Origin of the sequence: Microcoleus sp. AR_TQ3_B6, from assembly GCF_036702785.1 — a bacterium.
Classification (GTDB): domain Bacteria; phylum Cyanobacteriota; class Cyanobacteriia; order Cyanobacteriales; family Microcoleaceae; genus Microcoleus.
In genome coordinates, this window is record NZ_JAUBVJ010000012.1 from 32,259 (window position 1) to 56,263 (window position 24,005).

At 46.2% G+C, this 24,005-nt stretch carries 17 protein-coding genes and 1 pseudogene; 9 read left to right on the forward strand and 9 right to left on the reverse strand.

From position 1 onward, the window contains the following. Positions 1-16: 16 nt before the first annotated feature. A complete protein-coding gene (locus QUB56_RS08550; RefSeq protein WP_332954725.1) occupies positions 17-5,440 on the forward strand; it encodes an AAA family ATPase in 5,424 nt (1,807 codons plus the stop codon). Positions 5,441-6,086: 646 nt separating this feature from the next. Here the strand turns inward: QUB56_RS08550 and QUB56_RS08555 are convergent. After that, entirely contained in the window at positions 6,087-8,303 is a 2,217-nt protein-coding gene (locus QUB56_RS08555) for a PAS domain S-box protein (protein WP_332954726.1), read from the reverse strand. A 107-nt stretch (positions 8,304-8,410) separates the two neighbouring features. Here QUB56_RS08555 and QUB56_RS08560 point away from each other — a divergent pair, with 107 nt between their 5' ends. Then, a complete protein-coding gene (locus tag QUB56_RS08560; protein WP_332954727.1) occupies positions 8,411-8,560 on the forward strand; it encodes a hypothetical protein in 150 nt (49 codons plus the stop codon). A 155-nt stretch (positions 8,561-8,715) separates the two neighbouring features. On the opposite strand, the gene QUB56_RS08565 is transcribed toward QUB56_RS08560, so the two are convergent. After that, on the reverse strand, positions 8,716-10,194 hold the full coding sequence (locus tag QUB56_RS08565; RefSeq protein ID WP_332954728.1) for a leucyl aminopeptidase: 1,479 nt from the start codon (positions 10,192-10,194) through the stop codon (positions 8,716-8,718). 338 nt (positions 10,195-10,532) lie between these two features. Between QUB56_RS08565 and QUB56_RS08570 the strand changes: the two genes are divergently transcribed. Then, a complete protein-coding gene (locus QUB56_RS08570) occupies positions 10,533-12,731 on the forward strand; it encodes a transglycosylase SLT domain-containing protein (RefSeq protein WP_332954729.1) in 2,199 nt (732 codons plus the stop codon). 189 nt (positions 12,732-12,920) lie between these two features. On the opposite strand, the gene QUB56_RS08575 is transcribed toward QUB56_RS08570, so the two are convergent. Continuing rightward, the gene (locus QUB56_RS08575; RefSeq protein WP_332954730.1) at positions 12,921-13,418 is read right to left on the reverse strand and encodes a pentapeptide repeat-containing protein; all 498 of its coding nucleotides are present in this window, start codon (positions 13,416-13,418) and stop codon (positions 12,921-12,923) included. A gap of 109 nt (positions 13,419-13,527) precedes the next feature. Here QUB56_RS08575 and QUB56_RS08580 point away from each other — a divergent pair, with 109 nt between their 5' ends. Continuing rightward, complete coding sequence (locus QUB56_RS08580; RefSeq protein ID WP_332954731.1) at positions 13,528-13,896, forward strand: phage holin family protein; 369 nt, start codon at positions 13,528-13,530, stop codon at positions 13,894-13,896. Positions 13,897-13,900: 4 nt separating this feature from the next. Here QUB56_RS08580 and QUB56_RS08585 read toward each other — a convergent pair whose 3' ends face one another. Next, positions 13,901-14,698, reverse strand: coding sequence for a cobalamin biosynthesis protein (locus QUB56_RS08585; RefSeq protein ID WP_332954732.1), 798 nt, complete (start codon positions 14,696-14,698; stop codon positions 13,901-13,903). Positions 14,699-14,817: 119 nt separating this feature from the next. Between QUB56_RS08585 and QUB56_RS08590 the strand changes: the two genes are divergently transcribed. Further along, on the forward strand, positions 14,818-15,180 hold the full coding sequence (locus QUB56_RS08590) for a hypothetical protein (protein ID WP_332948220.1): 363 nt from the start codon (positions 14,818-14,820) through the stop codon (positions 15,178-15,180). Between the two features lie 8 nt (positions 15,181-15,188). Here QUB56_RS08590 and QUB56_RS08595 read toward each other — a convergent pair whose 3' ends face one another. Further along, positions 15,189-15,710, reverse strand: a complete 522-nt coding sequence (locus QUB56_RS08595) for a GNAT family N-acetyltransferase (RefSeq protein ID WP_332954733.1) — start codon at positions 15,708-15,710, stop codon at positions 15,189-15,191. A 49-nt stretch (positions 15,711-15,759) separates the two neighbouring features. Next, positions 15,760-15,945, reverse strand: a pseudogene (locus tag QUB56_RS37160) (TetR/AcrR family transcriptional regulator); the annotation flags it as partial. A gap of 91 nt (positions 15,946-16,036) precedes the next feature. Between QUB56_RS37160 and QUB56_RS08600 the strand changes: the two are divergent. Next, entirely contained in the window at positions 16,037-16,399 is a 363-nt protein-coding gene (locus QUB56_RS08600; RefSeq protein WP_332954734.1) for a hypothetical protein, read from the forward strand. A 132-nt stretch (positions 16,400-16,531) separates the two neighbouring features. On the opposite strand, the gene QUB56_RS08605 is transcribed toward QUB56_RS08600, so the two are convergent. Beyond that, on the reverse strand, positions 16,532-17,149 hold the full coding sequence (locus QUB56_RS08605; RefSeq protein WP_332948224.1) for a TetR/AcrR family transcriptional regulator: 618 nt from the start codon (positions 17,147-17,149) through the stop codon (positions 16,532-16,534). A gap of 289 nt (positions 17,150-17,438) precedes the next feature. On the opposite strand from QUB56_RS08605, the gene QUB56_RS08610 reads away from it, so the two are divergent. The 3 genes from QUB56_RS08610 (at position 17,439) to QUB56_RS08620 (ending at position 21,525) form a co-directional block, all read left to right on the forward strand. After that, positions 17,439-19,034 carry a pitrilysin family protein gene (locus tag QUB56_RS08610; protein ID WP_332954735.1) on the forward strand — a complete coding sequence of 532 codons (1,596 nt, stop codon included), beginning with the start codon at positions 17,439-17,441 and terminating at the stop codon, positions 19,032-19,034. Positions 19,035-19,303: 269 nt separating this feature from the next. Next, positions 19,304-20,785, forward strand: coding sequence for a pitrilysin family protein (locus QUB56_RS08615; RefSeq protein WP_332954736.1), 1,482 nt, complete (start codon positions 19,304-19,306; stop codon positions 20,783-20,785). Positions 20,786-21,072: 287 nt separating this feature from the next. Continuing rightward, the gene (locus QUB56_RS08620; RefSeq protein ID WP_332954737.1) at positions 21,073-21,525 is read left to right on the forward strand and encodes a GNAT family N-acetyltransferase; all 453 of its coding nucleotides are present in this window, start codon (positions 21,073-21,075) and stop codon (positions 21,523-21,525) included. Between the two features lie 70 nt (positions 21,526-21,595). Here QUB56_RS08620 and QUB56_RS08625 read toward each other — a convergent pair whose 3' ends face one another. Both QUB56_RS08625 and asnS read right to left on the reverse strand, forming a co-directional pair. Then, positions 21,596-22,342 carry a Uma2 family endonuclease gene (locus QUB56_RS08625; protein ID WP_332954738.1) on the reverse strand — a complete coding sequence of 249 codons (747 nt, stop codon included), beginning with the start codon at positions 22,340-22,342 and terminating at the stop codon, positions 21,596-21,598. Between the two features lie 231 nt (positions 22,343-22,573). Then, positions 22,574-23,965: an asparagine--tRNA ligase gene (asnS, locus tag QUB56_RS08630; protein ID WP_332954739.1), complete on the reverse strand. Its 1,392-nt coding sequence runs from the start codon at positions 23,963-23,965 to the stop codon at positions 22,574-22,576. Between the last annotated feature and the right edge of the window lie 40 nt (positions 23,966-24,005).

Below are 24,005 nucleotides of genomic sequence, written 5' to 3' on the forward strand. Positions count from 1 at the left end.
AAATGGAGTAATCCAGATGAGTACAGCAGTGGATTTAATGAACCAAATTTCGGGATATCATCTGGTTGAGCAACTGTACTGCGGTTCGAGAACCGTAGTTTATCGAGCTATCCGAGAAACAGACCAGATTCCGGTTGTCATTAAACTACTGAATCGAGACTATCCCAGTTTTAGCGAACTGCTGCAATTCCGCAACCAGTACACGATCGCCAAGAATCTACACCTGCCGGGAGTCGTTGAAGGCTACACTCTAGAATTCTACCGCAACAGTTACGCCCTCGTGATGGAGGATTTTGGCGGCATTTCTCTGCGCGACTACGCCCAAGAGCGATCGCTGACTCTGGTAGAAATCTTGGAAATTGCCATTCAAATAACTGACATTCTCAATGCACTATATCAGTATCGAGTCATTCACAAAGATATTAAGCCAGCTAACATCCTGATTCATCCCGAAACTAAACAAGTCAAACTAATTGACTTTAGCATCGCCTCCCTACTGCCGAGAGAAACTCAAGAAATTCAAAATCCCAACGTTTTAGAAGGAACCCTCGCCTATATTTCTCCCGAACAAACCGGACGAATGAACCGAGGTATCGACTACCGCACAGACTTTTATTCTCTGGGAGCCACCTTTTACGAACTGCTGAGCGGGAAACTGCCCTTTGAATGTGACGATCCGATGGAGTTGGTTCACTGCCATATTGCCAAACAACCTCCTGCAATAAACAGCAAAGAAATCCCGCAGGCGGTTTCGGATATTGTGATGAAGCTGATGGCAAAAAATGCCGAACAGCGCTATCAAAGTGCCTTGGGATTGAAACATGACTTAGAACGGTGTTTGCAGCAGTGCCAAGAAACTGGAAACATTGAAACTTTTGAGTTAGGAACGCGGGATGTATGCGATCGCTTCCTAATTCCTGAAAAGCTTTATGGTCGAGAAACAGAAGTATCTTCCCTACTATCGGCCTTCGAGCGTGTGAGTGCTGGAAGCGCCGAAATGATGCTAGTAGCTGGCTTCTCCGGAATTGGCAAAACCGCTGTCGTCAACGAAGTTCACAAGCCCATAGTGGGAGCCAGAGGCTACTTCATCAAAGGCAAGTACGACCAATTTCAACGAAACCTTCCCTTCAGCGCTTTTGTCCAAGCTTTTCGAGACTTGATGGGCCAATTATTGAGCGAATCGGATACTGAAATTGAGCAGTGGAAGATTAAAATGCTGGCAGGATTGGGTGACAGCGGTCAAGTAATTGTTGAGGTGATTCCCGAACTAGAGAGGATTATCGGAGAGCAACCTCCCGCCCCACAACTGACTGGTAGTGCAGCCCAAAATCGCTTCAATCGGTTATTCGAGAACTTCATTCAAGTCTTTACAACTCAAGAACACCCCCTTGTCATCTTCTTGGACGATTTGCAATGGGCTGACTCAGCGTCGTTGAAATTGATTCAACTTCTGACAAGCGATCGCGATCGCCGCTATCTCTTTTTAATCGGAGCTTATCGAGATAACGAAGTCAGTCCATTACACCCTTTGATGCGAACCTTATCCGAAATTCAAAAAACCGGATCAACGGTAAACACAATTACCTTAGAGCGGCTCGATTGCTGGAATTTGAATTATTTAATTGCCGACACCCTAGCTTGTTCTACAGAGTTGGCCAGGCCCCTGACCGAAATAGTTTATCAGAAAACCAAAGGTAATCCATTTTTCAGCACGCAATTTCTTAAATCTTTGCATGAAGATGGTCTAATTGTATTTAATTTTAAGGCTCGGCATTGGCAGTGCGATATTGCCCAAGTCAGAACCTTGGCAATGACAGATGATGTCGTGGAGTTCATGGCGCTTCAGTTGCGAAAGTTTCCTGCTTCAACGCAGAAAGTTTTGAAGTTAGCGGCCTGCATTGGCAATCAATTCGATCTGGCAACGTTGACTATTGTTGCTGAACAATCTCAATCAGAAACATCAACGGCTCTGTGGAATGCATTGCAAGAAGGGTTAATTTTACCCTTTAGCGAGGTTTATAAATTTTATCAAGAAGGGGGGAATAGTTTATCAGTAACAAGTCGTGAGGAAGATGCCGACTGCTTATTAGTTAATAATCAACCATTAGTCAAATACAAGTTTTTACACGATCGCGTACAACAGGCTGCCTATTCTCTGATTCCCGAAGACAAAAAACGCTCGACTCACTTAAAAATAGGTCAACTATTGTTAAGGGATACATCTGCAGCCGAGCGGGAAGAAAGAATTTTTGAAATTATTAACCATGTGAATATCGGGACTAAACTGATTAGCGATCGCGCGCAGCGGCAAGAATTTGCTCAGTTAAATCTGGTAGCTGGACGAAAAGCAAAAACCGCAACAGCTTATGCGACGGCGGTTGAGTGCTTCAGCAAGGGAATTGACTTATTAGCAACGGATTGTTGGGATAGCCAGTACCAGCTCACCTTAAATCTGTTTGAGGAAGCAGTTGAGGTGGCATTTTTGAGCGGTGACTTTGAACAAATGGAGCAACGGACACAGATCGTATTGCAGCAAGCCCGTACCTGTCTCGATACTGTAAAAGTCTACACAGTACGAATTCAAAGTTGCATCGCTCAGAATAATCTACCCTTAGCACAACAACACGCTCTCACAATTCTCAAGCAACTGGGAGTGGAATTTCCCGATAATCCCAGCTTAGAACAGGTTCAGCAAACCCAGAACGAAATTAAACAGAAGTTCGCCAGCTATACTATCGAATATTTGATTAATTTGCCAGAGATGACCGACCCGTACTATTTAGCAGCAATCCGAATTTTAGGCACTGTTGTCTCGGCTTTTTATCAGTCTGGATCTAAATTATTTTCCTCAATCGTGTGCAAGCCAATCGAGCTATGTCTGGCTTACGGAAATGCTCCGGCATCTGCTTTTAGTTATGCTTGGTACGGCTTAATACAGGCAGGAACGGGAGGCGATATTGATATCAGCTATCAATCGGGTGAGGTAGCTTTAGGCCTGCTAGGCCATCTGAAAAACAAAGAGTTAAAAACTAAAACTTACAACCTTGTGTATGGCTATGTCCGGCATTGGAAACGCCATCCCCACGAGTCTTTGTCATTCTTGCTAGAAGCCTATCAAATTGCGCTAGAAGCCGGAGAATTAGAATATGCTGCCTATGGGCTTTACAATTATACGTCACTTTCTTTCTCTATGGGCAGAGACTTGGTGGAAATGGAGCGGGAGACAGAAACATTCGATCGCGCTATCGCTCAGATTCGCCAGGGAGTCGCACTCAGTTACCTGAAAATTTTTCGACAGGCTGTTTTGAACTTGCGAGGCCAAGCTGATAATCCCTGTCACTTGGTTGGGGAGGCTTATAACGAAGACCTCATGATGCCAGAGCATCAAGCCCATAATGTACAGTATGCGATTTGCAGCGTTTATCTCAATAAGTTGATTCTCGGTTATTTGTTTGAAAACTATCAACAAGCGCTGGAAAATGCGCTTCTGGCAGAGCAATATTCGGATGTACTAACGGCAGGCCTGCAATATTCGCTAATTTATTTCTACGGATCCCTAACTTACTTAGCGGTGTATGCCGAGGCTGATGCAAAAAAACAAGCCAGCATCCTCGAGAAAGTGGGAGCGAATCAGGGTAAGAGCAAGCGATGGGCCCAGTATGCCCCTATGAATCACTTGCATAAGTTTTATTTGGTCGAAGCAGAGCGCTATCGCGTTTTAGGACAGCAAGTTGAGGCGATAGATTTTTACGATCGCGCGATTGCAGGAGCCAAAGAAAACGAATATCTGCAAGAAGAAGCGCTAGCCAACGAATTAGCTGCCAAGTTCTACCTGGACTGGGGCAAAGAAAAAGTTGCCGCCGGCTATATGCAGGAGGCTTATTACTGTTATGGCCGTTGGGGAGCTAAAGCCAAAGTTGAAGACTTAGAACAACGCTATTCCCAATTACTTCAGCCTATCCTGAATCAGCCCAAACTTCACTTTAATCCTCTAGAGACGCTGGCAACGATTAGCCACTCTTCGCATACTTCCAGCACCAGCAGCACCAGTATTTCCGATGTCCTTGATTTCGGCTCTATTATGCAAGCTGCTCAAGCTTTATCCAGTAAAATTCAGATTGATGAATTGCTCGGCACCCTCAATCAAATTATTTTGAAAACTTCTGGGGCAGAAACTTGTGCTTTGCTACTCCCCCATCAAGATGAATGGCAAATCCGAGCAATAACTCACATCAATCCAGATAACCAACCACCCACAACCCTACTGCAAACCCAAGCTCTAGATAGTTCTGTAGGGATTCCGCTCAAGCTAATTTATTATGTCAAGCATACCCTAGAAACTGTGGTTATTGAAGGAGGCAAAACCGATATTCCAGGTTTAATGAATGACGGTACGCTCCAGTATCAGGCTCAGAGTATGCTATGTACTCCGATTGTCGATCGCGGGAATTTAGTTGGCATACTTTATCTCGAACATCGCTCGACGAAAGGAGTGTTTACTCGCGATCGTCTCCTCGTCCTCCACTTCCTTTGCACGCAGGCTGCCATTTCCTTAGAAAATGCGCGATTGTATCAGCAAGCGCAGGACTACGCCCACCAGGTGGAACAATCACAACTGCAATTAGTGCAGAGCGAAAAAATGTCGGCTTTGGGGAATTTAGTGGCCGGGGTTGCCCATGAAATTAATAATCCAGTCGGATTTATTTCAGGCAATATTCATGAAGCGATCGCCGCCGTCAAAGATATTACAGAATACCTGCAACTCTACCAAGAAAAATTTTCCAGTCCGGGTGAAGAGATTGAAGAAAAAGCAGAAGAGATGGACATTGAATATCTCTTAGAAGATTTACCGAAAATGTTGCATTCTATGCAAGTCGGGTGCGATCGCATCCAAGGTATCAGCACCAGTCTTCGCACTTTCTCCAGAGCCGACAAAGATTACAAAGTTCCTTTCAATATTCATGAGGGAATTGACAGTACGATTTTGATTCTCAAACATCGATTAAAAGCCAACGAACAGCGTCCAGCTATTGAAGTAGTGAAAGAGTACGGGAACTTGCCACCAGTTGAGTGCTTCCCCGGACAATTAAATCAGGTGTTTATGAATATATTGGCAAATGCCATTGATGCACTGGAAGAATCAAATCGGGAACAGCGTTTAGAGAAGATTAAAGCCCCAGCCAATTGCATCACGATTCGGACAGAAAGACAGTCTAAGGAGTGGGTGACGATTCGCATTTCTGACAACGGGCTAGGGATAGCAGATGAGATAAAAGGTAATATTTTTGACCACTTATTTACAACTAAAGGTGTAGGTAAAGGTACGGGATTGGGTTTGGCGATCGCACGGCAGATTGTAGTTGAGAAACACTCTGGTATGCTAGAAGTGAACTCAACTAAAGGGGTAGGTACAGAATTTACGATTTCAATTCCATGTTGATGATTAGGGCGGTGTTTTTATGCCCCCGGAGAGGGGACTAAGTTTGTGATTGAGTTGCCTATTGGCAAATTTTAAAAAGGGTAAATTCAGGTATCTCAAAGCGGGGTTGTTGATAAATGATATCATTTCCGGTTACACTGGAATGATGTTGACTGTTGACTGTTGGCGGTTGACAGTGAACAGTAGACCTCTTGCAAAAGTCAAAAACTCACCCCCCGCGGTTTCGGGGGGAAGCAAGACAAATTAGGCTCCCGAACCGTGACTTCGGGGAGGGTTGGGGAGGGGTCTGGTGGATTTTTGCAAGAGGTCTAGTGAACTCGAATTTACTATTCCGATGCTAACGGATTTAATATGAGACGTTTATTAAACTTGTCATAAAATTCAGCAATTCCCGCTGTTCTTTGACAGTGAACTTAAAGCCTGAAACCAAATTTTGAGCTAGTTTTCACTTCCTAAGCTGTTCGGGATTTAAATTGTAGATCAAAAAACAATAAAACAATGAGTGGGGTGTCCCGCCCGCGGAGAATATGCAATTTAAATGCGCGACAGCTTACTCCAGCAAATTCTTTTTTCTTAATAGTTCTACCGCCCGCTTTATAGTGACTGATAACTTCTGGTAAAGTCTTGATACTTCCGTCGGACTAATTCATAAAGGAATCTCGATCGCAAATTCCGTACCTTCTCCTACGGCGGAACGGCAGCTCAAGGCTCCGGCGTGTTTTTCCGAGACAATTCGGTAACTTATGGCTAACCCCAAGCCCGTGCCTTTTCCCATCGGTTTTGTCGTGAAAAACGGGTCAAACAATCGGCTCCTCACTTCTTCTGTCATGCCGATCGCATTATCGGCAATGCGGATGCAAATAGTATTTTCGTTCAGGACTTCTGTGCGAATGCTAATAGTTGGTTTCCAGTCGCTGCCGCCCGATAGCCTTTTTTGGTTGCAAGCATCTTCCAAGGCGTCAATACTGTTGCTAAGCAGATTCATAAATACCTGATTTAGCTGACCTGCATAACATTCAATTAAGGGCAGTTTAGCGTAATCTTTGATTACTTGGATTTCGGGATAGTCGGCTCTGGCTCTCAGTTTGTTGTGCAAAATTAGGAGGGTGTTGTCTATGCCTTCGTGAATGTTTTCCGGCTTTTTTACCGAGTCGTCTACACGCGAGAAGTTTCGCAAGCTCAGAACTATTTCGCGAATGCGATCTGCTCCCATTTTCATCGAAGAGAAGATTTTTAGCAAATCTTCTCTCAGAAATTCTAAATCGATATTTTCAATACATTCTTGAAGTTCTGCAGTTGGCTGAGGATAGTATTTTTGGTAAAGTTCCACAAGCTGCAACAAGTCCCTGACATATTGGCTGGCGTAGGAAATATTTCCGTAGATAAAACTGACAGGGTTGTTAATTTCGTGAGCTACTCCAGCTAGCATTTGACCGAGACTTGACATTTTTTCGGTATGAATTAGGTGAGCTTGAGTTTCTCGGAGTTCTTTAAGAGCGTTTTCTAGCTGCTGGGCTCTATTGTTGGCGATCGCCTCGGAGAGGCGCAAAGCATCCTCTGCTGCTCTGCGCTCTGTTATGTCAAAAATGGCGCCGTTGAGCGATAAAACTTCACCTGCTGCGTTGAAAATAGCTTGACCTTTCTCTGCAACCCACCGCACATTTCCGTTGCAGTGAATCAGGCGATATTCGATCGTGTAAGGTTGTTTTGCCTTAATAGCCATATCGATAATTTTCTGGCTCGCCTCGGCGTCATCGGGATGAACTAAACTAGGAAAAGCCTGCACCGGTTGAACCATAAAGTTAGCTGCGGGATAGCCGGAAATAGCTTCTATGCCGCTGCTGATAAAAGTTACGTTCGATCGCCCTGCAGCACTGCAACGGTAAACGGCACCGGGAATGCTAGAAACTAATGACCTAAATTCTTCTTCCCTTTCTCGCAAAGCTGCCTCAATCCGCTTGCGCTCGCTAATGTCACGAGCAAAGGCGCACTGATATTCTTTGCCGTTAAATTCCAAATAGTCGATCGTAATTTCTACCGGAAAAATTCGACCGTACTTAGTGACGTGGTGAACTTCAATATTAACCGAACCGCAGCGTTTTAAGACTTTCCAGTGCAAACTCCAAGCAGTTTCGGGAAAATCTGGATTGATGTCGTGCACGGTCATCGAGAGCAATTCTGCAGCAGAATATCCCAATGAAGAGCAAGCAGCGTCGTTGACGTACAAAAATTTACCGTCCGACCCGATCCAGAATACCGCATCGGCCGAGCGGTCGATCGCAAATTGAGTCAGTTGCAACTTTTCCTCAACCCGCTGGCGATCGGCAATTTCTCTTTCTAACTGTTCGTTAAGCGAACAGAGAGCTAAAGCGCGATCGACAATAGTATCTGAAGGGTAAATATCGATCGATTGTTTTGCCAATTCTCCTGTCTGGATATCATGCTGGTCCTGATTTTCTTCTACCTGTTTTAACGACTGTTGTTGAAAATTTTCTTTTTGCTTTAAACCTGACTCGGCAAGTGCTTTGGGCAGGAGGGCGAGGGCGACTGCGGCTAAAAGCCAAGAAATCAAAGCACTTACAGCTTTGAGAGTTACCGACAGCCAATATATGGAATGCCAAAGCGTCCAAACTTCCGTCAATTTAGCCGCGCTCCAGGCAAAAAAAACAATGGCCAACAGCCGGAAAATCTTGCTCTGAGAACCTTGGCGGGTAAAATAAACTAAACATAGCGCGATCGAGCAATAAGCCAGTGCCGTCAGCGAGTCAAAAACAGCGTAGAGTCGCAACTCAGGCAGTGCGTTGCAGCAGAGTGCGGAAGATACAGCAAGTGTTGAAAAAAAAATTGTTAATTGTTCTTGCATAAAGTTCAAGAAAAAAGTTATCTGTACCAATGCAAACCCGCTCAAATATAATTATTTGATTTCTGCTAGTGAAATATTTACATAATTATATACTTTTTTCATTTTTTATGAAACAGCTATTTTTTCAGGGAATGTCAAAACTGTCTGGGTTGGGCCCTGGGAGCCAAGCTTTCGGCAAGTATGAGCGATGGCGAGCGTCGCGGCTGGCAACCCTTACGTTCCTCGCAGTGACGGAATACGTAAATTCGCCTACTTAGGGGTTCAGAAACATTTAATTTTTTAATGATCCCTATTAAGTTTTCTTTTAGATTACTTAAGCTATGAGCCTGGGGTCTTAAACCCCTGGCTCACTGATGGACTAACGGGATTTTAAGGCAGAGAAAATCTCAATTTTTGCGCTGGAAATAGACAATTAAGCAGCGCCCAGCACCCAATGCACCAAAGTCCGAACTCCAAAACCGGTAGCCCCAGGGCCATTGTAGCCATTTTCTTTGTCACTCCAAACCGTGCCGGCAATATCTAAATGCGCCCAAGGAGTATCCTTCACAAACTGCTTCAAAAATAGCGCCGCCGTAATCGAACCGCCGGGACGCGGGCCAGTATTTTTCATGTCGGCGTGCAATGCTTTCAAGCCCTCAAAATATTTTTCTTCCATCGGCATTCGCCAAAATTTTTCGCCTGCCAATTCTGAGGCGGCGACTAGGTCGGCGGCGACGCTATCTTGAGTACTCCACAAACCCGCGATATCTTCGCCCAAAGCAATTACGCAAGCACCGGTTAGAGTTGCTAAATCGACAATTGCGTCAACTCCCAATTTCTCAGCAAATACCAAAGCGTCAGCCAGGGTTAAACGCCCTTCGGCGTCAGTATTGTTGACTTCAATTGTTTTGCCGTTGGAAGCTGTAAGAATGTCTCCAGGGCGCATGGCGCGGCCGCTAATCATGTTTTCAGTGACGGCGCTGATAAAGTGAACTTCCACATCTGGTTTGATGTGACCGATCGCCTTTGCCGCTCCGAAAGTAGCCGCAGCGCCGCCCATATCTACTTTCATCATTTCAATGCCGCTGCCGGCTCCTTTGATGTTCAAACCGCCAGAATCAAAGGTCAATCCTTTGCCCACAATTGCTATTTTGCGGCGCGGTGTGCCTTCTGGTTTGTAAGTCAAATGAATGAATTTCGGCGGCAAATCGGATGCTTTGGCAACGCCGAGAAACGCTCCCATGCCGAGCTTTTCGCATTCTTCCTGCTCCAATATTTCTAATTCTAAACCGCATTCTGCAGCCAGACTTTGAGCGGTTTCGGCCATTGTAATCGGGGTAACAAAATTAGCCGGCGCTGCGACTAATTCCCGTGCTAAAATAACTCCGGCAGTGATTTGGCGGGCGCGGGCGATCGCACTTTCGGTACCGGCCAAACCGAGCAAATGAATTTGTTTGAGTTGGGGGCTTTTGTCTTCCTGTTCCGATTTGAAACGGTTGTCTTGATTCAAGGAGAGTTCTACACCTTCGGCGATGGCGCTTGCTGTAGAATCCGGCGCGTTTTTCCACACCGGAAAGCTAATTCCGAGGGTTTTGCATTTCTCCTTTTTGGCTAACTTGGCGCCAACACCCGCTGCTTGCCGCAGGGTGTCTAATTTTAAGTCCTCTGTTTTGCCCAAACCGACGATCGCAATTTTGCGAATGGGATTATTGCCGCCGACGCGGGTGATGGCGCTCGTGCCTGCTTTACCCTTAAAATCTACTTCCAGTAGCAGCTCTTTCAAAGTGCCTGCAAGCTTTTCATCTAATTGTGCCAGCTCCTGCGTGAGTTCGAGGGCGTCCTCAAACAGACCAATTGCCAGGGCGTCTCCCGTCCAAGCTTCAGGGGGCGTATCGGTGACTAGAAATTCCATGTTTTGATTTACACTTTAGATTTTAGATTTTTGATTGTACTTTGTAGTGGGTGGTTTGTGGTTTTTCCTTGGTGCGGGTAAATAGATCGATCGCACAAATTCTCCGTTCCGCATCGAAATAAATTCTGCTACTATATCAGCCAAGTCCGCCGGAGATCGGATCTCGCACCAATCTCAATAATCTGTTTTAGGCTCGGCCCAAAGGGCTGATCCCCAGTCTTAACATTTATTTCTCGTTGAACGGGCAGGATGCCTGTGATGGCGTGGAACAGGCATCCTGCCTGGGATGGCTCTTGATAAACGATCGGTTCTCTATTGTTATTATCTTAAATTTTCCCATGCTAAAACGACGCCGGGCCCGATTTACTGTTTTAATCAGCGTTTCAGTTTGCGTTATGGCTCTAGGCTCTTTGGTTGCTGCGATGAAATGGATGGGTTTGGGCTCGTTCCAGAAGGTTCAGCAGCCCCTGGATGCAGCCAATGCCGAATCGTCCGTCAAGATGCTGGTATCGCTGTCACCGAGCGAGCGAGAGGCGAAATTAGTTGAACTCGCAGCCAGTCACTCTGCAAGTACGAACCCGCAGCAGCAAATCTCCCCTCAAAGCCGCGCCCGCTACCTGCTTGCCAGCGATTTAATCCAGCAAGGAAATGCCGCCAAAGCATTAAAGTTATTGGACAAATTAGAGCAAGAATATCCGGTTTTAGCCTCTCACATTGCCCTAAAAAGAGCCCAAGCTTACCAATTGAGCGGCGACAAAGGCAAAACCCAAAAAGCTTGGGAGGAACTGCTAAAAAACTATCCGAGCGACCCGGTAGCAGCCGAAGCTTTATATGTTTTAGGCAAGTCAAAACCGGAATATTGGCAACAGGCAGTTACTGAATTTCCCGCTCATCCCCGCAGCGTAGAAATTGCCCTCCGCAAGTTAAAAGAAAATCCCAATCAGCCGGAGTTAATGCTGCTGTTCGCAAAATACGGTCATTATGTCAAAGATTACGGTACAATTTTGGAACAACTGGTGCAGCAAAACAGCGCCGCTTTGAAACCGGAACATTGGGAAGAAATTGCCTTCGGCTATTGGGAAAAACAAGATTACGGCAAAGGAGCTATTGCTTACGGGAAAGCTCCTCGCACCCCCAAAAATCTTTACCGCAAAGCTCGCGGTTTGTGGCTCGACGGGAAAATCCCGGAATCGAGAATTGCCTATCAAGAATTAGTGCGGGAGTTTCCCGATTCCGAAGATACTGGTTTGGGTTTAATTCGGCTGTCGCGGCTGAGCGAGCCAAAGGATGCGATCGTTTATCTCGATCGAGTTATTAGCAAATTCCCCAATTATGCCCCCGAAGCTTTGTTAGATAAATCCCAACTTCTCGACAAAGCACGCAGCGGTCAATCCGCTTCAGAAACCCGGAAGTTGCTCTTGACAAAATACAATAATTCTGATAAAGCAGGCGAATTGCGGTGGACGATCGCCCAGCAGTTTGCCAAAGGCGGAGATTTAAAATCAGCTTGGGAGTGGGCGAGAGAATTAACCACCCACAATCCCGACAGCGAACAAGCTCCACAAGCAGCATTTTGGGTCGGGAAATGGGCTCTTCAACTCGGCCGCGAACAAGACGCCAAGACTGCATTTGACTACACTATTTTACGCTATCCAGAATCATATTTTGCGTGGCGCTCTGCTGTACTTCTCGGCTGGCCCGTAGGCGACTTTACCACAGTCCGAGATTTGTCTCCGAATGTAGTGCGGCCCCCTCAGCGCCCCGAACCAACCGCCGGTTCTCCTGCGTTAAAAGAACTCTATCAATTAGGTCAAGATAGAGATGCTTGGACGCTGTGGCAAATAGAATTTATCGACCGCATAGAACCAAGTATTGCCGAACAGTTTACCGACGGTTTAATGCGAGTTGCAGTCGGAGACAATTTAGACGGTTTGTGGATGGTTGGGAGTTTGCGGCAGCGCGACAAACCAGATGATAGAACCCAATACCTCGCTTTCAGACAGGAGCCGGCTTATTGGCAAGCACTTTATCCTTTTCCTTACTTAGAAACCATTGTCAAATGGTCGCAAGAACGCCAAATCAACCCAGTATTAGTAACAGCCTTGATCCGCCAAGAATCGCGCTTTATGCCCGCCATAAAATCATCAGTGGGCGCTACCGGTTTAATGCAAGTAATGCCGGAGACAGCAGCTTGGGTTGCTGAGAAAATTACCCTCAAAAAGTATTCATTGGAGAATGTGGACGACAACCTTAAACTCGGTACGTGGTACTTGGATCACACTCACGACGAGTACAAGAATAACTCGATGTTAGCTGTGGCGAGTTACAATGCCGGACCGAATGCAGTAGCAGATTGGTTGAAGAGGTTTAATTTTAGTGACCCTGATGCTTTTGCGGAAAAGATTCCGTTTCCTGAAACGAAAGAATACGTGAAATCCGTGTTTGAAAATTACTGGAATTATCTGCGGATTTACAATCCTGAAGTTAATCAGTTAATGAGAGAGCATTATGCGGCTTCTCAGAAAAAAGCCAAGTGAATAATTCGCGGTGTGGGGGCGGGTTTATCTAAATTGTTGGTAATCATTATATCTTTTTGGTGGAAGCCGCCCCTACAAAATATGGTTTCGTAGGGGCGGCTTCCACCAACCATAATCGCCCCAAACAAACAATCTCAAAAACCCGCCCCCACCCAACAAACAATCATCAGTAATTGACCGGAGATGATATCAGCGGCATCCCAAGGAATCGCGAGTAGAAACCCCTGTTTGGGAATTAATACCGCTGGCTTTTGTGCACAATTCTTTAACTTGTGCGCCATCCATAATTGCGTCGCTAAAGTCAGCGCCGGTGATATCAGCTCCCTCAAAAGTAGAACGCAGCAAAATTGTTTCCGCTAAAATTGCATCGGTTAAATCGGCCTTAGTAAATTTAACTTGATCTATCATTGCATTAGTTAAGTTGGCTCCGTGCAAATTCGCCTGAGTCATCACCGAAGCGCTCATAATTGCTCCCCGCAAATCGGCATTAGAAAAATTAGTCAAGTCCATATTAGCGTTAGAAAACTCAGCAGCCCGCAGCATTTGACCAGAAAAATCGCGTCTTGTCAGTTCAGCGTTGCTAAAGGACAGTGGCGGAGCGTAATATTTAGATTGAGCCAGCGCTGGCCGCGGGAGGATGAAGATAGTTAGCGCCAAGAGGAATGCTGCTAGTTGCCCGAGTTTCATAAGTCTGATATTCTCGCAAGGTGGATATTTGGTAGTGTATCCCGAACTTTGGTCGATCGACTAAACAGTTAAAATCTTAATTAATAGTGATGGAGATGAAAAAAACGATATGCTAAGTTTTTTCTTAACTTGGATAGTAGCAGCGGTTTCCCTGGTGATTACAGCTTACATTGTACCAGGTATTACGGTGGTTAGCTTTCCGGCGGCGATGCTGGCTGCTGTTGTTATCGGATTGGTGAACGCGGTTGTCAGACCGATTATTACATTGCTGACGCTGCCTTTGAGCATTCTTACTTTAGGTTTGTTTTTATTCGTTGTGAATGCAATTTCGCTTTCCCTGGCTTCGTGGTTGGCGGGTGCGTTCAGTATCGGCTTTGCGGTTAACGGTTTTTGGCCGGCTTTGTTTGGTTCCATTGTTTTGTCCTTCGTTTCTGGGTTGATTGGTCGATTTGTGAATGCCGATACTTTGTCTCAGTAATACATTATCCGAGATACTCCAGATATTCGATCGGCGAAACTGCCACGGCTACTGTTACAGAAGAACCCCTCCTAACCCCCCCTTGTAAAGCGGGGGGGTTTTGACTGCGAAATATTTTTTTAGGAACTAAGAGGGGATGTGAACCGCAGATAAACGCAGATGGACGCTGATGATTGATGGATATCTGCGTTTCTTTGTGTTCATCTGCGGTTAAAATTTCTTCTATCGCACAAAGTGCGGCCGCTTCTGCTACGCTGGGCGTCCCGACTTGTTTGGCTGCAAAATTTGAAGGATTGGGGACTTCTACGGAACTTAAAATGTCAGCAGCAAAGGTTTTTAACGGCCAGTTTCGCTCTTGACAAAGTTCCAGCAAGCCGACTTCACCTGCTTTAGTGTCTATTGTAGCAATACCTGCGATCGCACTTGACGCTAAATGATTAGCGCGACATACATTTTGAATCGCAGTTTCGATTAATGCTCGCGCCGTGTAGCGTTTGCAACCTATCCCTATCCACAACACTCTCGGATGCCACTGAACCTTTGGCAAAGCAGATTCCGGCGAAAATCTTCTCTGCGTGAAACTAATCCAAATTCGGGCTTTGATAGTTGAGAGATTTTCTCCTTCCCAATACAAAGAATGTTTTTCTGGCAGACTGTTTCGCCACAAAGTAGAACCAACTTCTTGAATAACTTCTACAGTTTCCCCTCTAGCAAGAGCCGCCGCTACTCCAGTCCAGTCTCCTTCGCCGCGCCTCCAACCCCCAGGAATATCTAGCATATCTAACGTAAATTCATCGCTCATTATTCAGTTATCTATTCTGTACTTTCACTGCAACCGCCATCTTTAAAAAACTTAACACTTTGTTTGTTGAAAATTTTGGTATAATTGTAGCATAAACTACAAAAAATTAAACATTTAAGATGGTAGAACTGAATCAGTTACTGTTAGATTTTGAAAGAAACCTCAAATCGGAAGGAGTGAAAAAAGAATGGAAAGAGCGCCGGGAAAGTTGGGTTAGCGATGTGGCAGCATCAGTTAACCTGACATATTTAGCCGAATTGCTAGTTGAATTGGAATCAAACTTGCAGGGGGAATCGGTGGATATTCAGTGGACAGGGCGCCGGGAAAGTTGGGTAGAAGAATGTCTGGGAGCCTCGATTGTTCAAGAAGTATCAAGTTTATTGCGGGAACTAGAGACCAATACAAATTCGGAAGCTATGGCTGATGAATGGCAGCAGAATCGCGAGAAGTGGGTACAGCAAATGCACGAGTACCAAGAGTAATAATTTACTCAATCAAAATCAACTTTCATGGTGAATGATGTCCCTCCAGTACGGTTGATTGTCTCGCTTCCCTCAATTACTTTAAAGCCCGATCGCTCGTACAAACTCAGGGCTCGATTGGAGCTTCTGACACTCAGGGATACTGAGCGATAAGAGACTTTTGCTGCTGACAACAAACGAGCAAGCAACTGCGTTCCTACACCCTGGTTTGTATATTCTGGAAGAACGGCGATCGCCAATTCCGGGGTAGTATCGTCAACCCAGCCAAACCCCTTGTCATCCTCTGTAAACAAACGCAGCCAGGCGGCGCCTAGTGGCTGGCTGCCGTTCAATTCGATTGCTGCGAAGCCCAGATCGTGTGCACGTCCCCAATTCTGGACATATTTCGCAATTAAAGGATGATTCACAACAGCTTGCACCGTTGATTCACCTTCTTCTGCCATGTGCGCCGCTTCATACAGCATTTCCCACAGAAAAGGCTCGTCTTCCTGCGTTAGCGGCCCAATAGAATAGTCCACAATTTTGCCCATAATAACTTTTCCCTGTTGCCCTAATTATTCATCTTTTTGCCAAACCCATTCAGATTAAAATATCCGCGAGTTTTTCAGCCATTTCCTGCATTTGCTGCACAGAGGCATTCGGCTCCATAATCGTATTTTGACAGAAACCTGCGACTGCAAACATTCCCAAAAATACCTGAGCGACAATCTGCGGATTAATGTTTCGATAAACTCCTTTTTCCAGAGCCGTTTCAAAAAAAGCCTTCAGTCACATCGCTCATTATAAAGAACCAACAATCTTAATGAATAAAAATTGTATGATCGTAGCGCCAACTGCAAACAAGACAAAATTTAATATGGTAGAACTAAGCCAATTACTGCTAGAGTTTGAAGCCCACCTAAACGGGGACGCAGTGACGGAAGAATGGAAAGAACCTCGCAACAGTTGGATGAGCGAGGTGTCAGCAGCAATTGACGAAAAACATCTAGCAAAATTGCTAGTTGAATTAGAAGCAAATTTTCAGCAGCAAGCGGTACAAACTTACTGGAAAATGATCCGGCAAGGTTGGGTGGAAGAATGTCACATAGCATCGACGCTTGAAGAAGTATCAAGTCTCTTGCTGGAACTTGAAAGCCATACAACTTGGGAAGTAATGACGGATGAATGGCAGCAAAATCGGGAGAAGTGGGTGCAACAAATGTACGAGTTTATAGAGTAATTGGTGATTGGTGATAGGGGATTGTGATGGGTTAGTGGTTATTGGTTATTATAGCCACTAACCAATAACGAAAAAATAACCACCCACTAATAACTAATGACTAATGACTAATGACCAATGACTAATGACTAATTATTCATCCTTGACTAAAACCCCATTCAGAAAAATATCTGCGAGTCCTTCAGCCATTTCCTGCATTTGCTGCACAGAAGCATTCGGCTCCATAATCGTATTTTGACTGAAGCCTGCGACTGCAAACATTCCCAAAAATACCTGAGCGACAATCTTCGGATTCATCTTCCGATAAACTCCTTTTTCCATCGCCGTTTCAAAAAAAGCCTCAGCCACATCGCTCATTTTTCCGATGACTTCCAACTGAATTCTGTCGCGCAAATCCGGGTGAAATTGCGCCTCCAAAAAACACACCCGCATCATGTCGCTATTCTCGCGGATATTCAGCATCCGCCGCCGCATCACCTGAGCCACTGCTTTGTAACTGCCCATCTCGCTTAATTCTGTCAGCAAATCCGTCAGCAACTCCACCCATCCTTCCGTCGCCACCTCAATCAAAATCGCTTTTTTATTATCAAAATGCCGAAATAGCGTACCCTCGGCCACCCCCGCCGCCGCTGCTAAATCGCGAGTTGTCGTGCCGTCGTATCCGCTGCGGGCAAACAACCGCTGAGCGGCTTGTAAAATCCGCTTCTTGGTTTCTGTTTCAGAAGGAGGAGACTGATTAAAAATTCGCATGGCTTTGGAATCGGTAATTTGCGACTTGGAACTACGGGTTCGGGACTGAAGGGCTAAATAATGTTAAGTTTTAAGTTGTCCGCGGCTTTGATCCCAAACTTAAAACTCCTCGCCGGACCCCAGACCCTTTTTGAGATTTGCTGTATCAGCCTAACATCTGCGGCGCAACAGATCGCTTATGCCTCCAAAAATCTTTATCCTGAGAAAAGAATCCCTGGCCACCGAGCACAAACATTTTTTTGTTTGACCACCCAAAATCTAAAATCTAAAATCTAAAATCTAAAATCGAATGATCCCGCAGTTCCAAAAACCACGCGCGGCGAAGCTATCCCCTAGGGAATCGCCCGTGAGCAAAACTCGATTCATCGCCTCCCTGCTGGCCGCTGTACTGCTGTGGTGGGGAATTTCCCCCGAAATCGCCCTCGCCCGCTCCAACCCCGCTAGTGGCTCCCAAGCAGTCTCTGTTCAACCGTCGCTCGATCGAGTAATCAGCCAAGTCACCGAATTTAAGCTCGACAACGGCATGACATTCATCGTGCTCGAAAGGCCCAGAGCGCCCGTCGCATCGTTTCTGATTCACGCCGATGTCGGCGGCGCCAACGAACCCGACGGCAAAACCGGAGTGGCTCACTATCTCGAACATTTAGCCTTCAAAGGCACGCCAAAAATCGGCACTACCGACTACCAAGCCGAAAAGCCGCTGCTAGAAAAACAAGACCAACTCTTCGAGCAAATGCAAGCAGCGAAGGCCAGCGGCAAAACTGAAGAAGCCGCCAAATTAAAAGCAGAATTTGACAAAGTTGAAGCCGAAGCTTCGCAATTTGTCAAGCGCAACGAACTCGGCAAAATAGTCGAACAAGCCGGCGGAGTCGGACTAAATGCCGCCACTTCCACCGACGCCACAATGTATTTTTACAGCCTGCCAGCTAACAAGTTAGAACTGTGGATGTCGCTGGAATCCGAGCGATTTCTAGAACCAGTATTTCGGGAATTTTACAAAGAAAAACAGGTAATTTTAGAAGAGCGCAGGCTGCGAACCGAGAATTCTCCGATCGGACAAATGGTTGAAGTTTTTGCCGACAAAGCTTTCTCTGTTCATCCCTACCGCCGCCCTGTAATTGGCTACACTGAAGACATTAAAAACCTCACCCGCAGCGACGTGCAGAAGTTTTTCGAGACTCACTACATCCCCAGCAAGCTGACTGTTGCGGTGGTAGGAGACGTGAAAGCTTCGGAGGTGAAGCGACTCGCTCAAATTTATTTCGGCCGTTACAAGGCTTCACCAGCGCCTGCTGAATTGCAGGTTGTCGAACCTCCTCAAACGCAAACTAAGGAAGTCACGCTGCAATTAAAAACTCAACCTTGGTATTTGGAAGGATACCACCGGCCGGCGATGAATCATCCCGACAATGCGATTTATGAAATGATGGGTTCTTTGCTCAGCGATGGCCGCACTTCTCGGCTTTACAAATCTTTGGTAGAAGAACAGCAATTGGCGCTGGCTGCTCAAGGTTTCAGCGGTTATCCGGGGGATAAGTATCCGAATTTGATGTTATTTTACGCTCAAACTGCTCCGGGCCGCACGGTTGATGAGGTGGCGGCAGCTTTGAACAAGGAAATCGATCTCCTGAAAAATGAGCCGGTTTCTGCTTTGGAATTGGAGCGGGTGAAAACTCAGGCGAGAGCCGATTTGTTGCGATCGCTCAATTCTAATATGGGCATGGCATTTTCGCTGCTGGACTATCAAGTGAAAACAGGTTCGTGGCGAAATTTGTTCAAGGAATTGGATGCGATCGCGGCTGTTACTCCCGCTGACATTCAGCGTGTCGCTCAGGCAACTTTCCGCCCGGAAAATCGCACGATTGGTAAGCTTTTGCCACTGTAATAAGAAGGAAGAAGGAAGAAGGAAGAAGGAAGAAGGAACACTCGTTTCCCGGCTCTGCCTGGGAACGCATATAGGCGAGGCTCTGCCTCGAATTGTCAACTTATGAAATAAAGGAAGAAGGAAAAAGGAAGAAGGCCCTGCTGATTCGATCAGGGTAAAAAGAGGGAAGAAGAAAGAGGCAAGAAACACTCGTTTCCCGGCTCTGCCTGGGAACGCATATAGGCGAGGCTCTGCCTCGAATTGTCAACTTATGAAACATTGGAGAAAGAATGAAAAGGACTAAATGGAGACTGAAAAAAGTAAAGTTATTTCTGCTGTCGCTTTGCTTTTTTACTGTTTCACTTGGCACGTTTAATTTGTTACCTTCCTTAGCGGCTGCACCCAAACACTACGACGAATTAACATTCCCGGCGGTGCCAGAAATTAAACTGCCTAAATACACTCGCTTCGAGCTGAAAAATGGCATCCGGGTGTATCTTATGGAAGACCGGGAACTCCCGTTAGTCGGGGGAACGGCGCTATTTCGCACGGGGGAGCGCTTTGAACCTGCAGATAAAATCGGACTGGGAGGTTTGACGGGAGAAGTGATGCGAAGTGGCGGCACGAGCCGGCATACGGCTGATGAACTAAATCAGTTGCTCGAACAGCGAGCTGCTTCGGTAGAAACGGGGGTTGATGTTAGTTCTGGCAGCGCTAATTTTAGTGCTTTAGCTGAAGATGTGGAACCCGTATTTGACTTATTTGCGGAAGTGATTCGGGAGCCAATATTTGCTAAGGAAAAGTTGGATTTAGCGAAGAACCAAACTCAAGGTGCGATCGCCCGCCGCAATGACGATCCTAACGATATTACGGCCCGCGAGTTTCAAAAGTTAATTTATGGCGATCGCAGTCCTTACGCGCGCACGGTAGAATACAAAACTCTCGCGAATATTTCCCGGGACGATGTGGTGAGTTTCTACCAGAAATATTTCCACCCCAAGAATATGATTTTGGGTATTGCTGGCGACTTTGATACAGCTAAAATGCGATCGCTCGTCGAGCAAAAATTCGGCAACTGGGAACCGAGTCAAAGTGCAGAAGTGCCGCCGTTACCAGCGGTATCCCCAGTCAAGGGCGGCGGCGTATTTTTGGTAAATCAGCCGCAATTAAGTCAAAGTTACGTGCAAATGGGACATTTGGGCGGAATGCTCAGCAGTCCAGATTACGGTGCTTTGGACGTAATGAACGGGGTTTTGAACGGTTTCGGCGGGCGTTTGTTCAATAACGTGCGATCGCGCCAAGGTTTAGCCTACACAGTATACGCGGCTTGGAGTCCGAGATTTGACTATCCGGGGATGTTTGTCGCTGGAGGCCAAACGCGGTCCGATGCGACAGTACCGTTTATCCAGGCAATTCGCGCTGAGATCGATCGTATCCGCACCGAACCAATTACCCCGGCAGAATTAGCTTTTGCTAAAGATTCCACCCTAAATTCTTTCATCTTCAAATTTGAAAATCCCAGTCAAACTTTGTCGCGATTAATGCGGTACGAATACTACGGTTATCCCGAAGATTTCATTTTTCGCTACCGCCGCAGCATCGAAGCAGCAACAATTGCCGACGTGCAGCGCGTAGCCAAGACTTACTTGAAACCGGAGAATTTGGTAACATTAGTAGTGGGAAATACAGAGGCAATTCAACCGCCGTTATCGAGTTTGGGAACGTCGGTCAAAGTGCAATCTATTGATATCACAATTCCCTCGGCGACTTAATTTACTTACTCGTTTACTCGTTACCAGGATCTGCCTGGTAACGCATATCCGGAGGCTCTGCCTCCATTTTTGGAAGTATTTTGTAGGGTGCGCCGCTGCCAAAAAATCGCTCTTTCTTTGGGGATTCTTGATGGCGGCGCACCTAATTATTCTGTGGTGCGGATCTGTAAAATTGTTGCTTTAATTTGTAAATCTTCGATGGCGACGCACCCTACAGCTACTAAAAATGTGCTCTAATAGATAAAACATTTAGCACATTGGCAATGTTTGTCGCGCGTACAGGATGTATGATGACTATTAACTACCGAGTTGCAGCCACCACCGATCTCACTATCTTGCTAGAGCTTGTTAAGGAGTTTCATGAAAACGAACATTTAGCATTCGATGAACAAACCGAGCATAGTGTGCTAGCGGATTTTTTGACTGATGAATCTCTCGGAAAAGTGTGGCTAATTCAGCAAGAAAATGAGGTAATTGGTTATATTATTTTGACCCTGGGTTATAGCATTGAATACCGGGGACGAAATGCGTTTATTGATGAATTTTATCTCCGAGCCAAGTATCGCCAACAAGGCATTGGAACGAAGACATTAGCATTTGCAGAGGATTCTTGCCGGGCTCTGGGAGTCCAAGCACTTCATCTGGAAGTTGATTTTGATAATGGCAATGCACAGCGCCTTTATCGGAGAGTTGGCTATCAAGGTAATAATCGCTTTCTCCTGACGAAACGGTTGGTATAACCATAACTTTCTTTTGAACTGAATTTAGCAATCCCCTTGGAAAAACTCGACTAACGAACATCCCGCCCTTTCACGTCAGCCGATCGGGATCGACACCCAACTCCCGCAACTTTGCCGCCAATAAATCCGCCCGCTGACGTTCCTGTTCTGCCCGCAGCCGTTCCTGTTGGGCCTGTTCCGAGCTCCACAGCAGCAAATTTCCCTGCGAATCCCACCAGCGCAGCCAATTCATAGTTTGGCCCAGCCGTTCCCCGGGCCAAATCCCCAGCCACAAATCTAACTCTGGAATCCGCACCCGTCCCTCAGCATCAGCAGCCTGCGTTTGATAGGCTCCATTTTGCAGATACCGCACTTCCAGCTTGGGCTCGTAGGGGTCGTAGGTAACGTAGGTGGGCACTTGCAGAATCTGTTCGTAGAAGTAGAGCTTGCCGTAGGGAGGAGTCGATCGCGCCGACAATTCTGCGTAATCTTCGTTAGACAAAAACTCCATTACCACCGATACCGGCGCACCCTCCAGATTCGGCGTGTAACTGCGGCGAATCGTGCCCTCTGCGACTCCATACACTTGCGGCACGTAAAACCAATCCGGTGCTTTGACTACAGTCTGCTTGTTTACAGTCGCTACCAGTCCAAAATTGGAACCGATTAGGGCGATCGGTTGAATGCGTCCAGCGGCTCCCAGAGCATCGGTGAGGGCGGCCGCAAGGGGCGGTTGTTGAATATTTTCCACAGGATCGTCCGGTAAAACAAAGTCGGCTGGTAAGGCTTCCCAGGTGACAGTTGGTGCTTTGGAACTCGATGGGATTTGAAGTACCATTAGCTCATACCATTTGAGATTTTATATTTTAAATTACTCGTTACCAGGCTGGAGCCTGGTAAAGCCGATCGGGAGGCTCTGCCTCCATTTTACCAAGCGAGGCAGAGCCTCTGGATATAGTTTCCCAGGCTGGAGCCTTGGAACCAGTTAACTCGCAGATGCGGGTAGGAAAACGGCATTGCCGTATCCTCCGGAAAGGACACGGCAATGCCGTTTCCCTACAGTTTACCGCTAAAAATCAATACTCAAAGGCGCTCTCGGAAACGGAATCACATCCCGAATATTCCCCATTCCAGTCATAAACTGCACCAACCGTTCAAACCCCAAACCAAAGCCAGCGTGAGGCACAGTACCGTAGCGGCGCAAATCCAAATACCACCACAATTCCTCCTTATTCATACCCTGGGCTTCCATGCGCCGCTCCAACACATCTAGCCTTTCTTCCCGCTGCGAACCGCCGATAATTTCCCCAATATTAGGAGCCAAAACATCCATTGCTCGCACGGTTTTTTCGTCATCATTTAAACGCATATAAAATGCTTTAATCCCGACGGGATAATCGCTGACAATTGTCGGCTTTTTAAACAAATCCTCAGCCAAATAGCGCTCGTGTTCCGACTGCAAATCCAAGCCCCAGCTTACCGGGAAATCAAATTTTTTGTCGGCTTTTTCCAAAAGTGCGATCGCCTCGGTATAAGTAATCCGCTCGAACTGATTATTAATGATATTTTGAGCAGTAGCCAAAACCGTTTTGTCAATGCGCTCGTTGAAAAACTCCATATCTTCCGGGCAATGCTCCAAAACGTATTTAAAAATGTACTTTAAAAACGCCTCTGCCAAATCCATATCTCCCTGCAGATCGCAGAAAGCCATCTCCGGTTCAATCATCCAAAACTCAGCCAAATGTCGCGAAGTATTAGAATTTTCCGCTCGGAAAGTCGGGCCAAAAGTGTAAACATTTCCGAAAGCCATCGCCATAACTTCCGCTTCCAACTGGCCGCTAACTGTTAAATAAGCGCGCTTTCCAAAAAAATCTTTAGCATAATCAACTTCTTGCGAATCAGTGCGCGGCACATTCTTTAAATCAAAATTGGTAACGGCGAACATTTCCCCCGCGCCTTCGCAGTCGCTAGCAGCAATAATCGGAGTATGAACCCACAAAAAACCGCGTTCTTGAAAAAATTGGTGTACCGCCGCCGAACAAGCATTGCGGACTCGAAAAACAGCACCGTGGGTGTTTGTGCGCGGCCGCAAATGCGCGATTGTCCGCAAAAATTCAAAGGAATGGCGCTTTTTTTGCAGCGGATAAGTTTGGGGGTCTGCATCGCCGTAAACTTGTACTTGTGAAGCTTTCAACTCAATTCGCTGTCCTTTTGCCGGAGACGCTACCAGCACACCCGACACTTCTAGAGATGCACCTGTATTCAGTTGTTTCAGTACATTTTCAAAATCTGGCAAATCGGAATTTATGACTACTTGCAAGTTAGCCATCGCCGAACCATCGTTAACTTCCACAAAGGCAAATTCTTTCAATTCGCGCTTAGTGCGAACCCAGCCTTGAACAGTTACAGTTTCGTCGGGTTCACCGGCGCGCAGTATTGCTGCAATTCGTTGATTTGTCATAATATCCACTCCTATTTATTTAATATTTTGCACCATATTT

What these genes read in the sequence shown, in the direction of transcription:
- QUB56_RS08620 (WP_332954737.1), top strand. Translation starts at nt 21,073, where the DNA reads ATGATGACTATTAACTACCGAGTTGCAGCCACCACCGATCTCACTATC.
- QUB56_RS08575 (WP_332954730.1), bottom strand. Translation starts at nt 13,418, where the DNA reads ATGAAACTCGGGCAACTAGCAGCATTCCTCTTGGCGCTAACTATCTTC.
- QUB56_RS08565 (WP_332954728.1), bottom strand. Translation starts at nt 10,194, where the DNA reads ATGGAATTTCTAGTCACCGATACGCCCCCTGAAGCTTGGACGGGAGAC.
- QUB56_RS08625 (WP_332954738.1), bottom strand. Translation starts at nt 22,342, where the DNA reads ATGGTACTTCAAATCCCATCGAGTTCCAAAGCACCAACTGTCACCTGG.
- QUB56_RS08595 (WP_332954733.1), bottom strand. Translation starts at nt 15,710, where the DNA reads ATGGGCAAAATTGTGGACTATTCTATTGGGCCGCTAACGCAGGAAGAC.
- QUB56_RS08615 (WP_332954736.1), top strand. Translation starts at nt 19,304, where the DNA reads ATGAAAAGGACTAAATGGAGACTGAAAAAAGTAAAGTTATTTCTGCTG.
- QUB56_RS08580 (WP_332954731.1), top strand. Translation starts at nt 13,528, where the DNA reads ATGCTAAGTTTTTTCTTAACTTGGATAGTAGCAGCGGTTTCCCTGGTG.
- QUB56_RS08600 (WP_332954734.1), top strand. Translation starts at nt 16,037, where the DNA reads ATGGTAGAACTAAGCCAATTACTGCTAGAGTTTGAAGCCCACCTAAAC.
- QUB56_RS08555 (WP_332954726.1), bottom strand. Translation starts at nt 8,303, where the DNA reads ATGCAAGAACAATTAACAATTTTTTTTTCAACACTTGCTGTATCTTCC.
- QUB56_RS08605 (WP_332948224.1), bottom strand. Translation starts at nt 17,149, where the DNA reads ATGCGAATTTTTAATCAGTCTCCTCCTTCTGAAACAGAAACCAAGAAG.
- QUB56_RS08560 (WP_332954727.1), top strand. Translation starts at nt 8,411, where the DNA reads ATGAAACAGCTATTTTTTCAGGGAATGTCAAAACTGTCTGGGTTGGGC.
- QUB56_RS08550 (WP_332954725.1), top strand. Translation starts at nt 17, where the DNA reads ATGAGTACAGCAGTGGATTTAATGAACCAAATTTCGGGATATCATCTG.
- QUB56_RS08590 (WP_332948220.1), top strand. Translation starts at nt 14,818, where the DNA reads ATGGTAGAACTGAATCAGTTACTGTTAGATTTTGAAAGAAACCTCAAA.
- QUB56_RS08585 (WP_332954732.1), bottom strand. Translation starts at nt 14,698, where the DNA reads ATGAGCGATGAATTTACGTTAGATATGCTAGATATTCCTGGGGGTTGG.
- QUB56_RS08610 (WP_332954735.1), top strand. Translation starts at nt 17,439, where the DNA reads ATGATCCCGCAGTTCCAAAAACCACGCGCGGCGAAGCTATCCCCTAGG.
- asnS (WP_332954739.1), bottom strand. Translation starts at nt 23,965, where the DNA reads ATGACAAATCAACGAATTGCAGCAATACTGCGCGCCGGTGAACCCGAC.
- QUB56_RS08570 (WP_332954729.1), top strand. Translation starts at nt 10,533, where the DNA reads ATGCTAAAACGACGCCGGGCCCGATTTACTGTTTTAATCAGCGTTTCA.